The 19,247-nt window shown below is 58.7% G+C and carries 15 protein-coding genes, 1 other RNA gene and 1 pseudogene; 12 read left to right on the plus strand and 5 right to left on the minus strand.

Features of this window, described 5'->3' with window-relative positions; translation table 11 throughout:
* Window positions 1-9: 9 nt before the first annotated feature.
* On the plus strand, window positions 10-984 hold the full coding sequence (locus KSX58_RS02655) for a DMT family transporter (protein ID WP_038444633.1): 975 nt from the start codon (window positions 10-12) through the stop codon (window positions 982-984).
* A 71-nt stretch (window positions 985-1,055) separates the two neighbouring features.
* On the opposite strand, the gene KSX58_RS02660 is transcribed toward KSX58_RS02655, so the two are convergent.
* Window positions 1,056-1,739 carry a GTP pyrophosphokinase family protein gene (locus KSX58_RS02660; RefSeq protein WP_021913827.1) on the minus strand — a complete coding sequence of 228 codons (684 nt, stop codon included), beginning with the start codon at window positions 1,737-1,739 and terminating at the stop codon, window positions 1,056-1,058.
* A gap of 190 nt (window positions 1,740-1,929) precedes the next feature.
* Between KSX58_RS02660 and miaB the strand changes: the two genes are divergently transcribed.
* Window positions 1,930-3,384 (plus strand): tRNA (N6-isopentenyl adenosine(37)-C2)-methylthiotransferase MiaB, encoded by a 1,455-nt coding sequence (gene miaB / locus KSX58_RS02665; RefSeq protein WP_033499694.1) that lies wholly within the window; start codon window positions 1,930-1,932, stop codon window positions 3,382-3,384.
* On the plus strand, window positions 3,368-4,378 hold the full coding sequence (gene miaA, locus KSX58_RS02670) for a tRNA (adenosine(37)-N6)-dimethylallyltransferase MiaA (protein ID WP_035010731.1): 1,011 nt from the start codon (window positions 3,368-3,370) through the stop codon (window positions 4,376-4,378). The genes miaB and miaA overlap by 17 nt, the downstream gene beginning before the upstream one ends.
* Before the next feature lie 128 nt (window positions 4,379-4,506).
* On the opposite strand, the gene KSX58_RS10355 is transcribed toward miaA, so the two are convergent.
* The 3 genes and pseudogenes from KSX58_RS10355 to KSX58_RS10370 form a co-directional block, all read right to left on the minus strand.
* Complete coding sequence (locus KSX58_RS10355) at window positions 4,507-5,940, minus strand: carbohydrate binding domain-containing protein (protein WP_249746602.1); 1,434 nt, start codon at window positions 5,938-5,940, stop codon at window positions 4,507-4,509.
* A gap of 5 nt (window positions 5,941-5,945) precedes the next feature.
* Window positions 5,946-7,025 carry a glycoside hydrolase family 26 protein gene (locus tag KSX58_RS10365; RefSeq protein WP_254882470.1) on the minus strand — a complete coding sequence of 360 codons (1,080 nt, stop codon included), beginning with the start codon at window positions 7,023-7,025 and terminating at the stop codon, window positions 5,946-5,948.
* 40 nt (window positions 7,026-7,065) lie between these two features.
* Window positions 7,066-7,515, minus strand: a pseudogene (locus tag KSX58_RS10370) (glycosyl hydrolase); the annotation flags it as partial.
* Window positions 7,516-7,777: 262 nt separating this feature from the next.
* Here KSX58_RS10370 and KSX58_RS02680 point away from each other — a divergent pair.
* From KSX58_RS02680 to KSX58_RS02710, 7 genes are all read left to right on the plus strand, one after another.
* On the plus strand, window positions 7,778-10,582 hold the full coding sequence (locus tag KSX58_RS02680; protein ID WP_117836941.1) for a DNA translocase FtsK: 2,805 nt from the start codon (window positions 7,778-7,780) through the stop codon (window positions 10,580-10,582).
* 59 nt (window positions 10,583-10,641) lie between these two features.
* Window positions 10,642-11,316: a CDP-diacylglycerol--glycerol-3-phosphate 3-phosphatidyltransferase gene (gene pgsA, locus KSX58_RS02685; protein ID WP_151905441.1), complete on the plus strand. Its 675-nt coding sequence runs from the start codon at window positions 10,642-10,644 to the stop codon at window positions 11,314-11,316.
* A gap of 6 nt (window positions 11,317-11,322) precedes the next feature.
* Window positions 11,323-11,889 (plus strand): CinA family protein, encoded by a 567-nt coding sequence (locus tag KSX58_RS02690; protein ID WP_217752034.1) that lies wholly within the window; start codon window positions 11,323-11,325, stop codon window positions 11,887-11,889.
* Window positions 11,890-11,951: 62 nt separating this feature from the next.
* A complete protein-coding gene (locus tag KSX58_RS02695) occupies window positions 11,952-12,461 on the plus strand; it encodes a helix-turn-helix domain-containing protein (RefSeq protein ID WP_217752035.1) in 510 nt (169 codons plus the stop codon).
* An 82-nt stretch (window positions 12,462-12,543) separates the two neighbouring features.
* Window positions 12,544-12,777, plus strand: coding sequence for a DUF3046 domain-containing protein (locus KSX58_RS02700; RefSeq protein WP_033499690.1), 234 nt, complete (start codon window positions 12,544-12,546; stop codon window positions 12,775-12,777).
* Between the two features lie 262 nt (window positions 12,778-13,039).
* Window positions 13,040-14,182 carry a recombinase RecA gene (recA, locus tag KSX58_RS02705; RefSeq protein ID WP_003810592.1) on the plus strand — a complete coding sequence of 381 codons (1,143 nt, stop codon included), beginning with the start codon at window positions 13,040-13,042 and terminating at the stop codon, window positions 14,180-14,182.
* Between the two features lie 3 nt (window positions 14,183-14,185).
* Window positions 14,186-14,881 carry a regulatory protein RecX gene (locus tag KSX58_RS02710; protein WP_003810591.1) on the plus strand — a complete coding sequence of 232 codons (696 nt, stop codon included), beginning with the start codon at window positions 14,186-14,188 and terminating at the stop codon, window positions 14,879-14,881.
* Window positions 14,882-14,960: 79 nt separating this feature from the next.
* Here KSX58_RS02710 and rnpB read toward each other — a convergent pair.
* Window positions 14,961-15,325: RNase P RNA component class A (gene rnpB, locus KSX58_RS02715), an RNA gene on the minus strand.
* A 177-nt stretch (window positions 15,326-15,502) separates the two neighbouring features.
* Between rnpB and raiA the strand changes: the two genes are divergently transcribed.
* A complete protein-coding gene (gene raiA, locus KSX58_RS02720) occupies window positions 15,503-16,165 on the plus strand; it encodes a ribosome-associated translation inhibitor RaiA (RefSeq protein WP_003810589.1) in 663 nt (220 codons plus the stop codon).
* Window positions 16,166-16,343: 178 nt separating this feature from the next.
* The gene (gene secA, locus KSX58_RS02725; RefSeq protein ID WP_085380407.1) at window positions 16,344-19,220 is read left to right on the plus strand and encodes a preprotein translocase subunit SecA; all 2,877 of its coding nucleotides are present in this window, start codon (window positions 16,344-16,346) and stop codon (window positions 19,218-19,220) included.
* Window positions 19,221-19,247 lie beyond the last annotated feature (27 nt).

Genomic DNA, 19,247 nt, shown 5'->3' on the forward strand with positions numbered 1-19,247 from the left:
TAGTGGGTCATGCAGAGGAAAGAGATTGGCGGCATGGCCTGCCTTGTTCTGACGGCTATGATCTGGGGCTTCGCATTCGTATCCCAAGTGCAGGGCATGGCCTCCATGAGCCCCCTGTTCTTCGGGGCCACACGATTCACATTGGGCGCGCTGTCATTAATACCGTTGCTGTGGTTCCGCCGTCGAGGCATCGCCGAACAGGAACGCCGACGCCGTGAATCGAATGAGTGTCCAACCGTCACGCTTGGCAACGGTATAACCGTGGCCATGCCGAAATGCCTGGGCAATCCCGTGGTCGTCAGCGTCATCTGCGGCATCGTATTGTTCACCGCCAGCACCGTCCAACAATACGGCATCCTCTATTCCGGTTCCGCAGGCCGTTCCGGCTTCATCACGGCGCTCTACATCGTCATGACGCCGCTGCTCGCCTTCCTTATTCTGCGCCGCCGCGTGACCATGAACGTCATCGTCAGCGTTGCCATCGCCGTGGTCGGCTTCTATCTGCTGTGCATCACCGACGGATTCGGCTCGATCACCCTTGCCGACGTGGTGCTGTTGTCCACTGCGGTTCTATTCGCAGGCCATATTCTCGTCATCGACACGTTCGGACAGAAGATGGATCCGATTCTGCTGTCCTTCGGACAAATTTCCACCACTGCGCTGCTGAGCTGGATCGGCTCCCTATGCGAAGGCTCCATCGACTGGGCCGGCGCCATGCAAAGCTGGTTTCCCATCGTGTACGCCGGCATCGGCTCGGCCGGCGTGGCATACACGTTGCAGGTGGTCGGACAGCAGCTGGTGCCGCCGTCGCGCGCGGCCGTGATCATGTCGCTCGAATCGTTCTTCTCCGCGGTGGGCGGCGCGTTGCTGCTCGGCGAAGTCATGACCACACGAGCCTACATCGGCTGCGCGCTGATCTTCATCGGCACCGTGCTCGCACAGGTTCCGGTGAAAATACCACGATTGCTGCGTAAGCGCGAATAACGTTCGATATCGTCGAAAAATGGCGATTGACAGGCAATGATTTGTCCGTCAATCGCCATTTTCCGAAAACATCAGTCCGCCTGCGGCGCCTCACCCACACGCGGGGCGCTGTTGATGTCGCGATGGATGTTCTGCATCTGCGTCTCGATGTTCTGCAGGCTGCGCGCGCAATCCAACAGCGTCTGCGAATGCTCGGCAAGCTTCGCGTCCGGCAGATCCGTCTTATACCGCAGCGCATGCTCCAGGCTCGCCCAATAATCCATGGCGATGGTGCGTAGCTGAACCTCTACCGGCGTGTAGTGCGGTCCGGATGACAGGAACACCGGCACCGCGTAGATGACATGCAGCGAACGGTAACCGTTCTGCTTCGGGTTCTTGATGTAATCCTTGACACGCAGCACTTGGATGTCGCTTTGCGCGGACAGATAATTCGCCACGGAATACACGTCGTCGCGGTAGTTGCAGATCACGCGTACGCCCGCCACGTCGAACAGGTTGTCCTTGATGGCGTCGACGGTCAACGGCAGGTTGCGGCGCTGCAGCTTGCCGAGGATCGAGTTAAGCGATTTGAGACGGCGTTCCATATGGTGAATTGGATTATGGGAGAAGCGCACCTGGAATTCCGAGTCAAGAATCTCCAATTTGGTGCTGATCTCGTACATCGCACCCTCATACACCTGCATCTGGTCGATGAACTCGGTGATCTGTTCGGGGGAAAGGGATCCCTCGCCGACGTCGACGTTCTTCAGACGCATCTGCAATTCGGTGGTGTTAATTCGATTTTGCCTGTCAAGTATCACGGAAGAACAGTGTACCGCCTCGCTTTCCGCAAAACTGAACGTATGCTGTGTATCGAAGAGGGTCAATGCCCTGCGATTGCGCCGAGAACGGGGCGTTCCCGCGTTCCGAAACGCCTGTGCCGCCCTGCCGATAGCATGGTGCGTTATGAATGAAGACATGATGACCGAGGCGGAGCGCGCCTCGAAACTGGCCGAACCGGCGGCGAACGATACCCCCACGCGTGGCAAGGGCGTGTTCTACGTGCATACGCTCGGATGCCAGATGAATGTGCATGATTCCGAACGCATCGCCGGCGTGCTTGAGGCCGACGGCTACGTGCCCGCCACCGAGGAACAGTATCTCAACCATGACATCGACCTGATCGTCATGAACACCTGCGCGGTGCGCGAAAACGCCGCCGAACGCATGTACGGCACCATCGGACTGTGGGCCGAATTGAAGAGGGAACGCCCGAACCTGCAGATCGCGGTCGGCGGCTGCATGGCGCAGCTCGACCGTGAGAAGATCGCGAAAAAAGCCCCGTGGGTCGACGCCGTGTTCGGTACCAAGAACATCGGATCCCTGCCTCAGCTGCTCGACCAGGCCCGCATCGAAGGCCATGCGCAGGTGAAGGTGCAGGAGGAACTCAACTACTTCCCAAGCCAGCTGCCAACCGACCGTGCGTCGAAGGTGTCGAGCTGGGTGGCCATCTCCGTAGGCTGCAACAACACCTGCACCTTCTGCATCGTGCCGACCACGCGCGGCAAGGAACATGACCGCCGTCCCGGAGACATCCTCGCCGAAATCCGCCAATGCGTGGACGAAGGCGCCAAGGAAGTCACGTTGCTGGGCCAGAATGTGAACTCCTTCGGCTACGGCATCGGCGACCGGTTTGCCTTCTCCAAGCTGCTGCGCGCGTGCGGCGAGATTGACGGTTTGGAACGCGTACGATTCACCTCGCCGCATCCCGCGGCCTTCACCGACGACGTGATCGCAGCAATGGCCGAGACGCCGAACGTCATGCACCAGCTGCATTTCCCGTTGCAGTCGGGTTCCGACAGGATTCTTCGTGCGATGCGCCGCTCCTACCGTTCCGCCAAGTTCCTCGACATTCTGCGCAAGATTCGCGAGGCCATGCCGGACGCGCAGATTTCCACCGACATCATCGTCGGCTTCCCCGGCGAAACGGAGGAGGACTTCCAGGAAACCCTGCGCGTGGTGGAGGAGGCGCGATTCGCTTCCGCGTTCACGTTCATCTACTCGCCGCGTCCCGGCACGCCGGCGGCTGAGATGGAGCAGGTTCCGCATGACGTGGTGCAGGACAGATTCGAACGTCTTGTGGCGCTGCAGGAACGTATCACCGAAGAGAATCTCAAGACTTTCGAAGGCCGTGACGTCGAGGTGATGGTCACCGGCGCATCCGGCAAGAAGGATGCCGCCACCCATCGTGTTACCGGACGTGAGAAAACCGGCGTGCTCGTGCATGTCGGCGTGCCGGAAGGCGAGTCGATGCCGCAGGTGGGTGATTTCGTGACCGCCACCGTCACCCATGCGGGACGCCACAATCTCATCGCCGATCCGAATCCGGAAGCGGGGCAAACCTATGCCGTCCGCCACTGAAAGCAAGCCCGAAACCCGTAAGGTCGTGTCCATCGTCGGTCCCACTGCGTCCGGCAAGACGGGGCTTGGCATCGCCATTGCCAAGGCGTTGGAGGCCAAGGGCGAGCAGGCGGAAATCGTCAACGCCGATGCCTACCAGATGTACAAGGGCATGGATATCGGCACCGCCAAGGCGAGTCCTGAGGAACAGGCCGAGGTCAGGCACCACCTGATCGACATCATCGAACCGGACGACGCCATGTCCGTGGCACGTTTCCAGGAGATCGCCCGCGCCAAAATCGCCGAACTGCAGGCCAGGGGAGTGCGCCCTATCCTCGTGGGCGGTTCCGGTCTGTACGCCCGTGCCGCCATCGACGACATTTCCTTTCCTGGCACTGACCCAGAGGTGCGCAAACGCCTCGAGGAACGTGAAAAGGTCGAAGGCGCCGGTGCGCTGTTCGACGAGCTCAAGACAAAGGATCCCGAAGCCGCGGCCCGCATGGATCCGCACAATCCTCGACGCACCATCCGCGCGCTTGAGGTCATCGAAGTGACGGGCCGGCCGTATTCGGCGAGCCTGCCGCATTACCGGTATGTGATTCCCACCGTGCAGATCGGCCTTGATTTGCCGCGTGAGGAACTTGACCGCCGCATCGACATCCGTACCAAGCAGATGCTGGAGAACGGTTTCGTCGAGGAAGTGGAGCGTATCCGTCCCCGGCTTGGCATCACCGCAGGCAAGGCTCTTGGATACCAGCAGGTTGTCGACTATTTGGATGGCCTGTGCGATTTAAATGACACGTTCATGAGCATCGCGCAGAAGACGAAGCGTCTGGCACGCAAACAGATGGGATGGTTTGGCCGCGATCCGCGTATCCACTGGCTGCAGGCTCTCAACCCCGCGCTGCTGGGCAATGCCATGGCCATCATCGAGCATGCCGACGCCGGCGATTACGACGCGATCGACGCGCAGGCGGATGCGTACACGCAGCATCATCTTGGCGATATCGCCTAAATGATTCATCACTGCGGAGCCTCTTTTTGCAGGGTTCTGCGGAAATACGGGCGGGGGTCCCGCAACCAGTTGGATTGCGGGACTCCCGTTTTGTAATGTCCTACGTGAGAAAGTTCATTCCTATTGGACTATTCGATATCGCCTCCCTTCCGCTTGCGTGCGATCAGCATGGCGCAGCCGCCCAGCAGCAGTACGGCCACGGCAGCAATGGCAGAGATTATGTTTGAACCGGTGCGGGACAGGCCATCTTTGCCGGTGTTGTCGGCCGGTTCCTTGGTGTCGGGCGTGGGCTTGACCGTAACCGTCGTATTGCCGGTCGAGCCCTTGGAATCTTCGTCTGAAATCGGGCAAGTGGCCGGATCTTGGGCGGTCACATCCGCGGAGGTGTCCTCGGACTGTTCCTGCTCCTTGTCGGCCTTGACCTCGGTTTTGCTTTCGTCCTTCGGGGTTTGCTCGTTGGACGTATTCTCGGCGGGCTCGACCTTGATATCGGCGATGGAGGAATCAAGCCCATCGCTTTCGCTATTCCATTGCTGGGAGGCGAACACCAGTTCCTTGATGGAGGCCAGATCATCTTCGGTCATCGGATTGTCTTTATTGGCGTCCTCCGGCCAGGATTGGGTCAGATTGGCGTTATCGACCAATGGAATCTCAATCTGCTTCCAGCCGGTGAAGTCAAGTTTGACGCTGGCGAGGAAGTATTTGCCATCGCTTGTGCCGATCTGCAGGCCGATGGCGTTGTCGGAACCATCCCCCTTGACTTGGAAAGCCAATACGGATTCGCCGGACCAGTTCGCGCCGTCAAGATATTTCGCCACATCGTACCAGCCTCCATTGGAGAAGTCGTACTTGAAGCGAAGCGCCTTGGACCCATCGGTCGGGCCTTCATCGAGGGATAGGACTTCCGTATGTCCGCGGTTGCCCCAAGCCGATTGTGCTGCGGCATCATCCGAATAGCCTGAGAAATCATCCACGGATTGCGCTTTGGCTGTGTTGCCCGGCGTCGGATTGGTGTTCGGCGCGTAAGCGTCGCGTTTGCCGTCGAGCTTGATGGAGTCGAGCGTCAAATCGCCGCTCTTCGGACGGTTGCCGCCATTGTCGTTGATGTACAGGGCGAACGAACCGACTTTGGACAGCAGCTTCTGCGAGAGTTTCATGCCCGCATGCGCGGTGTCCCAGGATGCCGGTGCGAAGTCGCCTCCGTTGCCGTCGGCGTCACCGAAGTTCAGTGAGACGACGTGTCCGTCCGTGCCATCGATCTTCGGATAGGCTTCGAAGGTCACGCCGCCGGCATTGACCTGCACCACAAACTTGTGATCCGAACCGTCGGCCTTGAGGAACATGTTCAGCTTGGAGAAGCCGGACCAGTCCTGCTTCGGCGTATGGGAACGCTGGAAGCCGTTATACTCCGGATAGCTCACGAAATCATAGTGGATGTTACCGGCCTTGGTGCCATTGTCCTCGGGGATGTCCACCAGCGTGAGATTCGATTTCGTGCTGTGGCTCGGCGAATAGACGGACTGTAATTCGGCTTCGTTGTCATAGGAGTCGAAGTCCTCCACGTTGTCTACCGTCTGCTCTGGTTTGGCACCAGTTTTACTGTGACGGAACCGTTGCCGTCGGCCGCTGCGAGTGTCTTGCCGTCCTTGGTCTTGACCTGCGGAGTCAAAGTGAGTTTGGACTGGTCAAGATTGATACCGGCCGCGTTCAAATCCAGTATGCCCGTGAAATATCCATTGCAGGAATACTTGAGTTTGACGTTCTGGCCTCGATCGGTGGTCACGATGGCGGAATTAAGATCAAGGTCGGAGTATTTCACACCTTCGGTCTTGACCCGGACGACCACCTTGGTGTCGGTCACACGATTGCCGTCCACTGGAGTGACGATACGCGCGGAGCCATTTTGCATGGCGGCTGCCGGGGCGTTCGAATAGTCGACGTTGTCCTTGGAGGCCATGAGGTTCTTGTTGCTGTCCGCGAACGCCTTGAAATCGGCTTCGCCGTCGGAGCCCTTCCACGGCGTATACGCCTGGAAATTGTCTCCACCTCCACCGAAGTTGGCCCAAGTCATCATATATGCGGTGCTTGGCACGTTTTCGGCAAGTGCTTCGGCAAGTTCGGAGAAGAACTTGGTGTCCTTGTCTCCGGTGCCGGATTCCTTGAACTTGCGGTCGCCGGAACGTCCGAATTCGGTGAGCGCCACGATTTTGCCACGCTGCGAAGCTTGGTCGGAAACCATCTTCATATCCTTGACCACAGTGTTGATCCATGCGCTGGAATCGTCTGCGGAATCATCGGAGTCGTATTCGTCATAACCGAGTACGTCCACCCACTGGTCGCCCGGGTAGGTGGCGAGATAATCAGTGGAATCACCGTTGAATACGCCGCCGGGGGAGTAGGCATAAAGCAGATTGTGCACATCTTTGACGTCACGCAGATAGTCAACGATGTAGCGGTACAGTTCCTTGTATTCACTAGCGGAAGCATGCGTGGCGCCCCACCAGAACCAGCTGCCATTGTTCTCGTGCAGTGGACGGAAGATGATTGGAATCAATGTGCCGTCGCTGCGTTTGGCCTGCTGCGCGGTGGCGGCGATGGCGTCGAGCTCCTTGTTGAAGGTGTCGGAGTATTTGCCGCCGGGAAGCAGTTCGGAAGCAACGGCAGTGGTGTCGTTGAAATCCTTGCCGGTGCCTGGGGTTGTACCAGTGTGCGGACAGTGTCACGATGGCGCCTTTGCTGTCCGCATCGGTGATGTTCTGGGCGAGCGCCTTGGCGTTGGCGTTCTTGTCGGCACCTGATCCAGGCTTCTCCGCGCCGCGCAGCGCAAGACCGGCGTCCCAACCGAAGACGGCCGGGTATTTTCCGGTCATCTCATAGACGTCTCCCTGTGAAGCGCTTGAGCTTATGTTCTCGTCGGTGGTGTGCTGCTGTCCGAAACGAAGATCTCCTTTTCCGCTGTTTTTCAACTTGTCGAACAAGGCGCGGGTTTCTGCTGTGGCGTTGACGTCGCTGATGTTCACGGAGTTGCCATTGGATGCCGATTTTCCTTCTGCAGCAAAGGCTGGGAGGGTGCTCATGCCAAAAATGGTCGATGTCGCCGCAACCGTTGCCAGCAGTTTGGTGACTGTGGTTTTCATGGTCCTTCACTTATCTTCCTTGATGTTCCACGCGCACCCCAACATTGGGATTAAGCGCGTTAATATCCGCGCTAGTTATTTAATCGTTTAAGTGCACGAGGGCGTGTTCCGCCGGAATTGCTTGTATTTCAGTTACAGCGCTGAATAAACGCTTAACAATGTTTGATTCGCTGAAAAAGCATGTTCGATTAAGTTCGAATAATTGTTCGATTTGGTTAATGCCGTGTCATGACGTCGGACATCGGTAAAATCAAGTTCTGTTATGGCACGAACAGCATCTTCCAACCCGAAATCAGGCGGCAAGGGTTCCGCAGGCAAATCGCGTTCCGGCGATACCAAAGTCATGGACGAGGTCGATTCCTCGCCGATCGCCGGCATACTGCGTAAATATCGCCGCGACATCGCATGTTTCATCATGGCCATTCTCGCGGTGCTGTTCTGCGCATCCGAATGGTTCCGTGTCCAGGGCGCTTTCGGACAGGTCCTACATGCCATGGCCTCCGGACTGTTCGGATTGACCAGCGTGATTCTGCCGGTATTCCTGGCGCTTGTGGTGTTCAGTCTGATGCGCAAGACGCAAAACAAGGATGAGAACCTCCATATGGCCCTCGGATGGTTCATGATCCTCTGGTCCGTCTGCTCTATTCTTGACGCGGCGATTGCCTCCGACTCCCAGAAGTTCGATATGTCTTTGCTGCAACGGGCAGGCGGCCTGCTTGGCTATGTGCTTGGCTGTCCGTTGGCGTGGGGGCTTTCCAAAGGCTTTTCCATTGCGATTTTCGTAGTCGTCATCCTGTTTTCGTTGCTGTTGATCACCCATACCCGGGTCACGCAGATACCGGACAAGGCGAAGGCTCTGGCGGCCAAGTTTGTTGGAACGCCGAAAAACCGTGATGACATTGACGATGAGGCCGAACAGTTCCCGAACGAAGTACGCGTTGGGGACACGACACTCGCCTTCGCCGAAGGCGTTCCCGCCCACGACGGCACCGATGCGGATGGAGAAAACGACGATAGGCCGGGCTTCCTTACGCGTATGAAGCAACGCTTCGCATCCCATAAGAGCAAGAACGTCGATGATGGCGACCTTGACCATTACGCCGGCGACGAAGCGTTTCTTAATGCCGCCGAACGGCACGGACAGACCGCAGAAACCATCGTCGACGAGCCGTACCAACAGGTCGATTCGCCACGCAGCATTTCTTCGGACGATTATCGTGCCGATGATTATGATTCAGATGATTATTCCGCCGCTGCACCGTCCGGCACCACGGCCATGCCACAGAACGGTCGCGGACGCTCCTTCTCGTCCGCGCCGATCGGCACCGCGAGCGGCACCATGCCCAGCGTCGCCGAGCCGGTGCCGTCCAGCGAAATCAAGCCGGTTGGCGTCGCTCCAAGCGACCCATGGGCCGTCATCGACGAGGACGGCACCTCCAGCGGCAAGGAAGTCATGGTGGATGCCGCGACCGGCGAGGTCCTTGACGATATGCCGGCTGCTGCCGTTGACGGGGAAGCGGCGGATGGCATTCCCGAGGGACCGTATCATCTGCCTGACCTCAACATTCTGAAGAAGGGCGCGCCGCACGCCGCGCACACTCCGGAGAACGATCGTGTGATCCGCGCGCTGACCGGTACCTTCCAACAGTTCAACGTCGATGCGAAGGTCATCGGCTTCCTGCGCGGACCATCCGTCACCATGTATGAGGTGGAGCTTGGCCCTGGCGTCAAGGTCGAGAAGGTCACCAACCTGCAGAAGAACATCGCCTACGCGGTGGCCAGCTCCGACGTGCGCATCCTGTCGGTGATCGAAGGCAAATCCGCCATCGGCATCGAAATTCCGAACTCCGATCGCGAAACCGTGGTGCTGGGCGACGTGCTGCGCTCCGACAAGGCCCGGAACGATCCGAATCCGATGCTCACCGGCGTCGGCAAGGATGTGGAAGGCCATTTCGTGACCGCCGACCTGACCAAGATGCCCCACCTGTTGGTGGCTGGCGCCACCGGCTCCGGCAAGTCGAGCTTCATCAACTCCATGCTCACCTCCGTGATCATGCGCGCCACGCCTGACCAGGTCCGCATGATCATGGTCGATCCTAAACGAGTCGAACTGTCCGCCTATGCGGGCATTCCACATTTGCTCACCCCGATCATCACCGATCCGAAGAAGGCCGCGCAGGCTTTGGAATGGGTGGTCAAGGAGATGGACGCACGATACAGCGACCTCGAATTCTTCGGATTCCGCCACATCAAGGACTTCAACGCTGCCGTGCGCGCTGGCAAGGTGCATGCGCCCGCAGGCTCCAAACGCAAGGTCGCACCATACCCGTATATCCTCGTGGTCGTCGATGAAATGGCCGACCTTATGATGGTGGCCAAGAACGACGTGGAGAGCTCCATCCAGCGCATCACGCAGCTCGCGCGAGCCGCCGGCGTGCATCTGGTGCTCGCCACGCAGCGCCCGTCCGTTGACGTGGTCACGGGCTTGATCAAGGCCAACATCCCGTCCCGACTTGCTTTTGCCACCTCATCCGCCACCGATTCGCGAGTCATCCTCGACGCCACCGGTGCGGAAACGCTGATCGGCCAAGGTGACGCGTTGTTCCTGCCGATGGGCCAGGCCAAGCCGATCCGCGTGCAGGGCGCATGGGTCGACGAGTCCGAAATCCGTCGCGCGGTGGAGTTCGTGCGAACCCAGCGCAAGCCGCATTATCGCGAGGATATCGAGGAGATGGCCAAGGAGGCCGAAAAGAAGGCCATCGAGCCGGATGAGGACATCGGCAACGACATGGACGTGCTGTTGCAGGCGGCGGAACTGGTGGTCAGCACGCAGTTCGGCTCAACCTCCATGCTGCAGCGCAAACTGCGTGTCGGATTCGCCAAAGCCGGCCGACTCATGGATCTGCTTGAATCGCGTGGTGTGGTCGGTCCGTCCGAAGGCTCCAAAGCTCGCGAAGTGCTCGTCCAACCGCAGGATCTGCCGCAGGTGCTCGCCTTCATCAAGGGCGAAACCTCATCGCTTACCGCAGGTTCTACCCAGCCGGCCGACGCTGCGGACACGCGATGATGGAACGCGACAATCGCACGCATTGCGCCAAGTAGTGGTATCGGGGTAACGTGAACGGTATGGAAAAGCAAGAAGAACGCAAATCGTCCCTGCTTGACGGGTGGAACGCCCCGCCGAACATCGTCACTTTCTCTCGTATCGTCCTGGTCGTCATCTTCCTGGCGTTGTACGTCATGGCAGGCGCATGGGGTACCAAAAACACGACTATGCGCTGGGTGGCGGCGATTATCTTCATCATCGCCGCCTGCACCGATAAGCTCGACGGTTGGATGGCCCGCAAATATAACCAGGTCACCGAACTGGGCAAGCTCATGGACCCAATCGCAGATAAGCTGCTCACCTGCGGCACGCTGATCGTCGCCGCCATCTTCAACGAATTCGGCAACGCAGTGCTCGGCTGGGTCGTGACCGCGCTGTTCCTCATCCGTGAGATCGGCATCACCATCATGCGTTTCTTCATCATCGACACCGGCGGCAAGGTCATCGCCGCATCCCAAGCCGGCAAGTACAAGACCCTGTGCCAGTGCATCGGCCTTGCCATGCTCATGCTGCCGATGTGGAGCCTCGCTGATGGCATGAACACCACTCCGCTGTGGATGACCGTTTATTACACGATCACGTACGCCCTGATTTACCTGGCGTTGATTCTATGCCTGTATTCGGGCGGCGAATACCTCGTCAACACGTTCGGCGGACGTAAGAAGACCGCAAAATCCGAAAAGGAAACCAAGTAAATCCCGATGGGCGAATCCGAAAATTCGTCGGCTGCGGCCAGCCAATCGCAATGCGATGAGCTGGCCGCAGCCGTTTTACGCTATTGCGAAGCCAACCATTTCAAAATCGCCGCCGCCGAATCGCTGACGGGAGGTCTACTCGCCGACGCCTTCGTACGCATACCAGGCGCATCGAAAGTGTTCCTCGGCTCGGCGGTGACCTACGACATTCGCGCCAAAGCGAAGATTCTCGGCGTGAATGCCGACCTGCTGGCCCGAGAAGGGGCGGTCCACCCCGAAGTGGCGCGGCAGATGGCTGTGGGAACCGCGCAACTATACCGACAGACCAAGGATGGAGACTGTGTCATCGGCTTGGCCACTACCGGTGTTGCAGGGCCGGGACCGGATGGTGACAAACCTGCCGGCCTGGTGTACATCGGCTGCTCCCTGCCCTGTGGCTTCAATGGCATTCGTGCGCGTCAAACAGCTGCTTATGAGCTGCGTCTGAAGGGTGATCGGGAAGCCGTGCGGCACGAAACCGTGCAATGTATTCTGGAAAAACTGAGGACTCTTTCAGCACTTTCACAGGAATAATCCACGAATATGGGTGTTGACCATAGTGGACGTACGTATGAAAAGCGAAAGGGGCTGGCGGCATGGACACGATGACACTCACCAAGGAACAGATGGAACTCAAGGCGATGGTTCCCACGGTGCAAAGCGGCAACGCCCGCGTCAGGGAACTCACCCCAGCCCAGCGCCGCGCGGTGATGTTCGCCCAGCAGCAGGTGCTGCGTGCCCGCGCGGCCAAAAAGGCCAAAGACGAGCGCCAGGCCGCATTGACCCGCATATGGCGGAAGGAAGACGCGGAACGCGTTTCCGCACGATCCATGTCGGCAGCCACGGAAACCACCGACGAACCCAGAGAGGTATCGCTTCGCGAGGCCATCGGCCATGTACTGCGCGATCTGCGCACCCATGACCACAAAACGTTGCGTGAGGTGAGCGAAAAGGCCGGAGTGTCGTTGGGCTACCTCTCCGAAGTGGAGCGTGGCCAAAAAGAGGCCAGCTCCGAGCTGCTGAGCTCGATTGCGCAATCGTTGGGCGTCTCCACGGCGCAGATGCTGCGCATGGTCGCCGATTATCTCGATTCCGTCGCAATCTGATTCCTGTTGGACGTCTAACGCCCGGCGGCTTGTTCCGTCGGGCGTTTTCTTTTGGTTGCGCTTGCTGTGTACACTTGGGCGCGTGCAGGAACGTGAATTTTGGCAGTTGCTTGAAGAGGTACTCGGCCGTAGCTATGGCCGCGCGCTCGCACGCGACCAAGTGCTTGATCGATTGAACGGTCTGACAGCCGTCGAAGCGCTTGAAATGGGGGAGGAGCCCCGCGTGGTATGGAACGTTCTGTGCGACCAGATGAACATTCCTGACTCCAAACGTTGGGGAAAGGACCATAACGCGCCACCAATGCCGGTGCGTTAGGCGGAGTTCGGCTATCGCAAAACACCGATTTCGAACAGATGTTCGGATAATGGGGTATAGTTATCCACAGAAGCACGGATTAGGCAGGTCGTCAACGGCTCGCCGCGAAGTTTCAGAATGCTGGAATTTCAAGGGAAAGCGGTCTTCGGCGTGTCGAAATGCATGTTCTTCGACCACAATGGCCGATTGAACTTGCGCAGATGGATGATGCGGTTTTACGGTGAATCCATTCATTCGTCTCGGTCAACAACAAGGAGTAGTCATGGCACAGACGAGCGCGGCAAAGAACGCCGCACAGAACAAGTCCGCGAATGGAATCGATCCGCGCCGTCAGGCCGCGCTCGACACAGCGCTCGCGCAGGTCGAGAAAAGCTTCGGCAAGGGATCGGCCATGAGACTTGGCGACCGCCCGGAACAGGATGTCGAGGTCATTCCGACCGGATCCTTGGCTTTGGATATGGCATTAGGCATCGGCGGCCTGCCTAAAGGCCGTATTGTGGAGATTTACGGACCGGAATCCTCTGGTAAGACCACATTGGCGCTGCATGTGGTGGCCAATGCCCAGAAGGCCGGCGGTGTGGCCGCATTCATCGATGCCGAGCATGCGCTCGATCCGGTCTATGCCCGTAAGCTGGGCGTCGACACCGATTCGTTGATCGTCTCTCAGCCGGACAATGGCGAGCAGGCATTGGAAATCGCCGACATGCTGATTCGTTCCGGCGCGCTTGACGTGATTGTCATCGATTCCGTCGCGGCCTTGGTGCCGAAAGCGGAAATCGAAGGCGAGATGGGAGACAGCCATGTCGGCCTGCAGGCGCGCCTGATGAGTCAGGCGTTGCGTAAGATGACCGGTGCGCTGGCGCAAGCCGGTACCACCGCCATCTTCATCAACCAGTTGCGTGAGAAAATTGGCGTGTTCTTCGGTAATCCGGAGACCACCACCGGCGGCAAGGCATTGAAGTTCTACGCGTCCGTACGTATGGACATCCGCCGTATCCAGACCATTAAGAACGGTGATGAGGCTGTCGGCAACCGTACCAAGGTCAAGGTTGTTAAGAACAAGATGGCTCCGCCGTTCAAGACCGCCGAATTCGATGTGCTGTACGGCGAGGGCATCTCCAAGGAAGGTTCCGTGCTTGATATGGCGTTGCAGGCCAACGTCGTCAAAAAGTCTGGCTCGTGGTTCACCTATGAGGGCGACCAGCTGGGGCAAGGACGCGAAAACGTGCGTCAGTTCCTCAAGGACAATCCGGAACTCACAGAGGAAATCGAGAACAAGGTCAAGGCGGCATTCGGTCTGATCAAACCTACCGACCAGTTCGCCGAGGACGATGGGGCGGAGGACGCCGCGGGCGCGCCGGATGATGGTAAGACGTCCAAAACTTCAAAAGCCGCCAAAGCCTGACATATGATCAGCGCCGAACGTTTCCTTAAGGAACAGGGCCTTCAGCCGGCGTCGGCCGATACTGGGGGCCTTGCCCTTTCTTCAGAGGATCCAGAACGCACGAACGTTCAGAGGTGGAACCGTCGAACGAAACCTGACCGTTCCAGTTTGTTCGCTGGAAGCGCAAATGCGACGAAAACGCCACGACACGCGCGACACGCTGGGCGTGTCGGGAACGGCGATTCTACTGCCGCAAAGGATCCAAATGATCTTGACGCATGCAGGGAAGCCGCATTGCGATTGCTGGACGCTGCGCCTCGACCTTCCGGCGCACTGCGTGAGCGCCTGATTGGTAAGGGCTATACCTCTGAAGTGGTTGACGACGTCATCGAAAGACTGACAAGGGTTCAACTGATTGACGATGAAGCCTACGCGCAATCCGCGGTGCGCTACTGTGCGACCCGTCTTATGGGATGTAGGGGCGCGGTCGCTGAGCTTACACGGAAAGGCGTCGACCGTAGGCTGGCCCAACAGGTTTGTGATGAGGCGGAATCCTACGGCGTGTTTACTGAAGCCGCATGGGAATTAGGCCGTAGAACCGCGAGAAAAACCGCCGGTCTGGAACGCGATGCACGTAGGCGCCGCTTCTGGAGCGCGGGCGGCAGAAAAGGCCATAATCCTGAGATTCTGCGCCAAATCGCACAGGAACTGTTTGATTGACGGCGACCGTTGACCAAGGGCGTGACGTCAGTTTCATAAAGAGGCTGGTGTAAAGAAATCCTCAAAACATAAAGAGTGGAGAGTGAGACCTCTTATACCCCGGGTTCTGTCGTGCCAACGGCACGGATGGCCATCCATCTCGACCTGGCGTTGCCGTCAGGCTCTAGCAGCCTACCCGAAGGCTTCGGACGAGCAGTCCTCGAACGCCTTCTGCTTGGCCTTGCTCCCGATGAGGCTTGCCATGCGGCCAACTGTCACCAGCGGCCCGGTGGTCTCTTACACCGCCGTTTCACCCTTACCCACCGGCCGAAACCGGTAAGGCGGTCTATTCTCTGCTGCGCTATCTCTCAGGTCGCCCTGGGCGGACGTTATCCGCCATCGTGCTCTATGGAGCCCGGAAGTTCCTCAACCGACAAAATCGGTCGCGGCCATCAAGAGGTCTCAAACGCACAACTATAGCAAGAGAATCGTCGAAAGCAAAGCGTAAAAAAACTTTTGTTTTCTCGGGGAGTTTTCCAGCAAATCACCAATCTTATGGATACAATGATGACTACCAAGCAGCGATGCAGCTGGTTGGTCCGTATATAGCGGTTAACACCGCTTGAGTCTAGGGAGGTCCACATGGAAATCGTCGTTACCGGACGTCATACGCAGATCAAGCAAAGGTTCCGTGACGTTGTCGAAAGCAAGATGAATCGTGTGACCGCTATCGCCCCGGATGCGCAGCGTGTCCAGATTGTGCTGTCCCACGAGGGCAATCCGCGTCAGGCCGACACCGCCAAGCGCGTTGAGATCACCGTCATCGCAGGTCGTACCGTGGTGCGTGCCGAAGCCTCCAGCGCCGACGAATTCAGCGCGCTCGATCTGGCTCTCGACAAGCTGACGCTTCGTCTGCGCCGTACCCGCGACCGCCGCAAGGACCATCGTCGTGGCTACACCGATCCGGTCCCGGTCGATCTGGGCCCGGTCGAGCCGGTCGTCGTCGAGGAGCCGGAGCCGGAAGCGCCGAACAATAGCCCGGCCGACGCCGTTTCCGCTGATCTCGGCCCTGGCGAATCCGTCGAGGTCCAGGTCGGCGACACCCCAATCGTCATCCGCCGCAAGCTGCACATCGCCGAGCCGATGACCATTGACGAGGCCCTGTACGAGATGGAGCTGATCGGTCACGACTTCTTCCTGTTCGTCAACAAGGAAACCGGTCGTCCATCCGTCGTTTACCACCGTCACGGTTGGAGCTACGGCGTCTTCGAAATCGACACTCCGGAGAATGTGGCCAAGAAGTAATGGCTAATGGCTGAAAACTGAACGATAAGAGGCTCGCATGTCATACATGCGGGCCTCTTTTCTTATGCGAAAAACAAGATACGTCAAAACTTACGTAAAATGGACGGAGCTTTTCGGAAATCGCGAGAAAGCGACTATCCTCAATCGAGGAAAGTCACCATACACAAAGGGAGTGATTGTGGTAGATATCGTTGACAAAGCCCTACGCATGGGTGAAGGCCGACAGATCAAGAAGCTTGAGAACGTGGCCAAAGCGACGAACGCCTTGGAGGACGAGATCGCGGCGCTTGACGACGAGGAGCTCAAGGGCCAGACCGCCAAGTTCAAGCAGCGTATCGAAAACGGCGAGTCCCTTGACAAGCTCATGCCGGAAGCCTTCGCCACCGTGCGTGAAGCTTCCAAGCGAACCTTGGGCCTGCGCCACTTCGACGTGCAGCTCATGGGCGGCGCCGCTCTGCACTGGGGCAACATCGCCGAAATGAAGACCGGTGAAGGCAAGACCCTTGTGGCCACGCTGCCGGCCTACCTGAACGCACTCGACGGTCAGGGCGTCCACGTCGTCACCGTCAACGACTATCTGGCCAGCTACCAGGCCGAGCTGATGGGCCGTGTCTACCGCTTCCTCGGCATGAGCACCGGCTGCATCATCACCAACCAGAAGCCGCCGGAGCGTCGCAAGCAGTACAACGCCGACATCACCTACGGCACCAACAACGAATTCGGCTTCGATTACCTGCGCGACAACATGGCGTGGGAGAAGTTCGATCTCGTACAGCGTGGCCACCACTACGCCATCGTCGATGAGGTCGACTCCATTCTTATCGATGAGGCTCGTACCCCGTTGATCATCTCCGGTCCGGCCGAGGGCGACGTGACCCGCTGGTACCGCCAGTTCGCGCGCCTGGTTCTGAAGCTCAACCGTGACGAGGACTATGAGGTCGACGAAAAGAAGAAAGTCGTCGGCATCCTTGATCCGGGCATCACCAAGGTCGAGGACTATCTCGGCATCGACAACCTGTACGAACCGAACAACACCGCATTGATCGGCTATCTGAACAACGCCATCAAGGCCAAGGAACTGTTCCTGCGTGACCGCGACTACGTCGTGACCGGCGGCGAAGTGCTCATCGTCGACGAGCACACCGGACGTATCCTGCCGGGCCGCCGTTACAACGAGGGTCTGCACCAAGCCATCGAAGCCAAGGAAGGCGTGGAGGTCAAAGCCGAAAACCAGACCTTCGCCACCATCACCCTGCAGAACTACTTCCGCATGTACGACAAGCTGGCAGGCATGACCGGTACCGCAGAGACCGAAGCCGCCGAATTCATGGGCACCTACAAGCTGGGCGTGCTGCCGATTCCGACCAACAAGCCGATGATCCGCGAGGATAAGGACGATTTGATCTTCCGTACCAAGAAGGAAAAGCTCGCCGCCATCGTCCGTGATGTGGCCAAGCGCCACAAGAAGGGCCAGCCGGTCCTGCTGGGTACCGCATCCGTGGAATCCTCCGAAGTCGTGTCCTCTCTGCTTGACGTGGCCAAGATTCCTCACCAGGTGCTGAACGCGAAGCAGCATGACAAGGAAGCCGCCGTTGTGGCCGTCGCAGGCCGTAAGGGCGCCGTCACCGTGGCCACCAACATGGCAGGCCGTGGTACCGATATCATGCTCGGCGGCAACGTCGAGTTCCTCGCCGATGCGAAGCTCAAGTCCGAAGGCTATTCTCCGGATGACACTCCGGACGAGTACGAGAAGCGTTGGCCGGGCACTTTGGCCGAAATCAAGGACCAGGTCAAGGACGAGCATGAGGAAGTCGTCAAGCTCGGCGGTCTGTACGTGCTCGGCACCGAGCGCCACGAATCCCGCCGTATCGACAACCAGCTGCGCGGCCGTTCCGGCCGTCAGGGAGATCCGGGTGAATCCCGTTTCTACCTGTCCCTCGAAGATGATCTGATGCGTCTGTTCAACACCCAGCTGGTGGCGCGTGTCATGGCCAAGGGCATGCCGGAAGGCGAGCCGATCGAAGCCAAGAGCGTTTCCAAGGGCGTGCGCACCGCACAGAAGGCCGTCGAATCGCGTAACTTCGAAATCCGTAAGAACGTGCTGAAGTACGATGACGTGATGAACAAGCAGCGCACCGTCATTTATGCGGAGCGTCAGGCTGTGCTGAAGGGCGCCGACATCCACGAGGACATCCTCAAGTTCATCGATGACACCGTGCTGAGCTACATCAAGGGCGCCAACAACGGTTCCGACAAGCCGGCCGATTGGGATTGGGACGGTCTGTTCAAGGCCATCTCCTCCGTGTACCCGATCGCCGTGGAGCAGGAAGCGGCCAAGGACGCCGTCGACAAGCTCAAGGGCGACAAGGCCGTTGAGGCCCTGAAGGAGCTCATCGTCTCCGACGCCAAGGACCAGTACTCCGATTTCGAAGACAAGCTCGGCAGCGAAGGCCTGCGCCAGCTCGAGCGCCGCGTGGTGCTCGCCGTGCTCGACCGCAAGTGGCGTGAACACCTCTACGAGATGGACTACCTCAAGGACGGCATCGGCCTGCGCGGTATGGGCCAGCGCGACCCGCTGGTCGAATACCAGCGTGAAGGCTACCAGATGTACAACTCCATGATCGAAGCCATCAAGGAGGAAACCATCCAGCTGCTGTTCCACGTGGACATCGAACGCGTGGCCATGACCGAGGACGAGGAGACCGAATCCGATGAGGATGAGGCCGTGAACGCCGCCGAGGCCGTAATGGGTCTGGACGGCGAAGCCGCCGCGACCGGCGAATCCGCTCCTGCAGAGCCGGAGACCGATGACGAGGCCGAAAAGACCACCATCGATGAACTGGCTGACGAGCAGAAGAACGAGAAGGGCATCGTCGGCATGCAGCCGATCAGCCACGCCGAAGGCAAGGTCCCGGCCAACAAGCGTCCGAAGAGCGAGGAACTCCACTCTCCGTGGGCGGATGGCCGCACTTTCCCGGGAACCGGCAAGAACGCCCAGTGCCCATGCGGTTCTGGTCGTAAGTACAAGATGTGCCACGGCCAGAACGAGCAGTGATTCGTTGAGTCGTTGACTTGCTCATGA

The sequence above is a fragment of the Bifidobacterium sp. MSK.17.10 genome, from assembly GCF_019129655.1.
Taxonomy (GTDB): domain Bacteria; phylum Actinomycetota; class Actinomycetes; order Actinomycetales; family Bifidobacteriaceae; genus Bifidobacterium; species Bifidobacterium adolescentis.

What these genes read in the sequence shown, in the direction of transcription:
- KSX58_RS02690 (WP_217752034.1), top strand. Translation starts at nt 11,323, where the DNA reads ATGGGCGAATCCGAAAATTCGTCGGCTGCGGCCAGCCAATCGCAATGC.
- KSX58_RS02695 (WP_217752035.1), top strand. Translation starts at nt 11,952, where the DNA reads ATGGACACGATGACACTCACCAAGGAACAGATGGAACTCAAGGCGATG.
- pgsA (WP_151905441.1), top strand. Translation starts at nt 10,642, where the DNA reads ATGGAAAAGCAAGAAGAACGCAAATCGTCCCTGCTTGACGGGTGGAAC.
- KSX58_RS02710 (WP_003810591.1), top strand. Translation starts at nt 14,186, where the DNA reads ATGATCAGCGCCGAACGTTTCCTTAAGGAACAGGGCCTTCAGCCGGCG.
- miaA (WP_035010731.1), top strand. Translation starts at nt 3,368, where the DNA reads ATGCCGTCCGCCACTGAAAGCAAGCCCGAAACCCGTAAGGTCGTGTCC.
- KSX58_RS02655 (WP_038444633.1), top strand. Translation starts at nt 10, where the DNA reads ATGCAGAGGAAAGAGATTGGCGGCATGGCCTGCCTTGTTCTGACGGCT.
- raiA (WP_003810589.1), top strand. Translation starts at nt 15,503, where the DNA reads ATGGAAATCGTCGTTACCGGACGTCATACGCAGATCAAGCAAAGGTTC.
- KSX58_RS02680 (WP_117836941.1), top strand. Translation starts at nt 7,778, where the DNA reads ATGGCACGAACAGCATCTTCCAACCCGAAATCAGGCGGCAAGGGTTCC.
- recA (WP_003810592.1), top strand. Translation starts at nt 13,040, where the DNA reads ATGGCACAGACGAGCGCGGCAAAGAACGCCGCACAGAACAAGTCCGCG.
- miaB (WP_033499694.1), top strand. Translation starts at nt 1,930, where the DNA reads ATGAATGAAGACATGATGACCGAGGCGGAGCGCGCCTCGAAACTGGCC.
- KSX58_RS02660 (WP_021913827.1), bottom strand. Translation starts at nt 1,739, where the DNA reads ATGCGTCTGAAGAACGTCGACGTCGGCGAGGGATCCCTTTCCCCCGAA.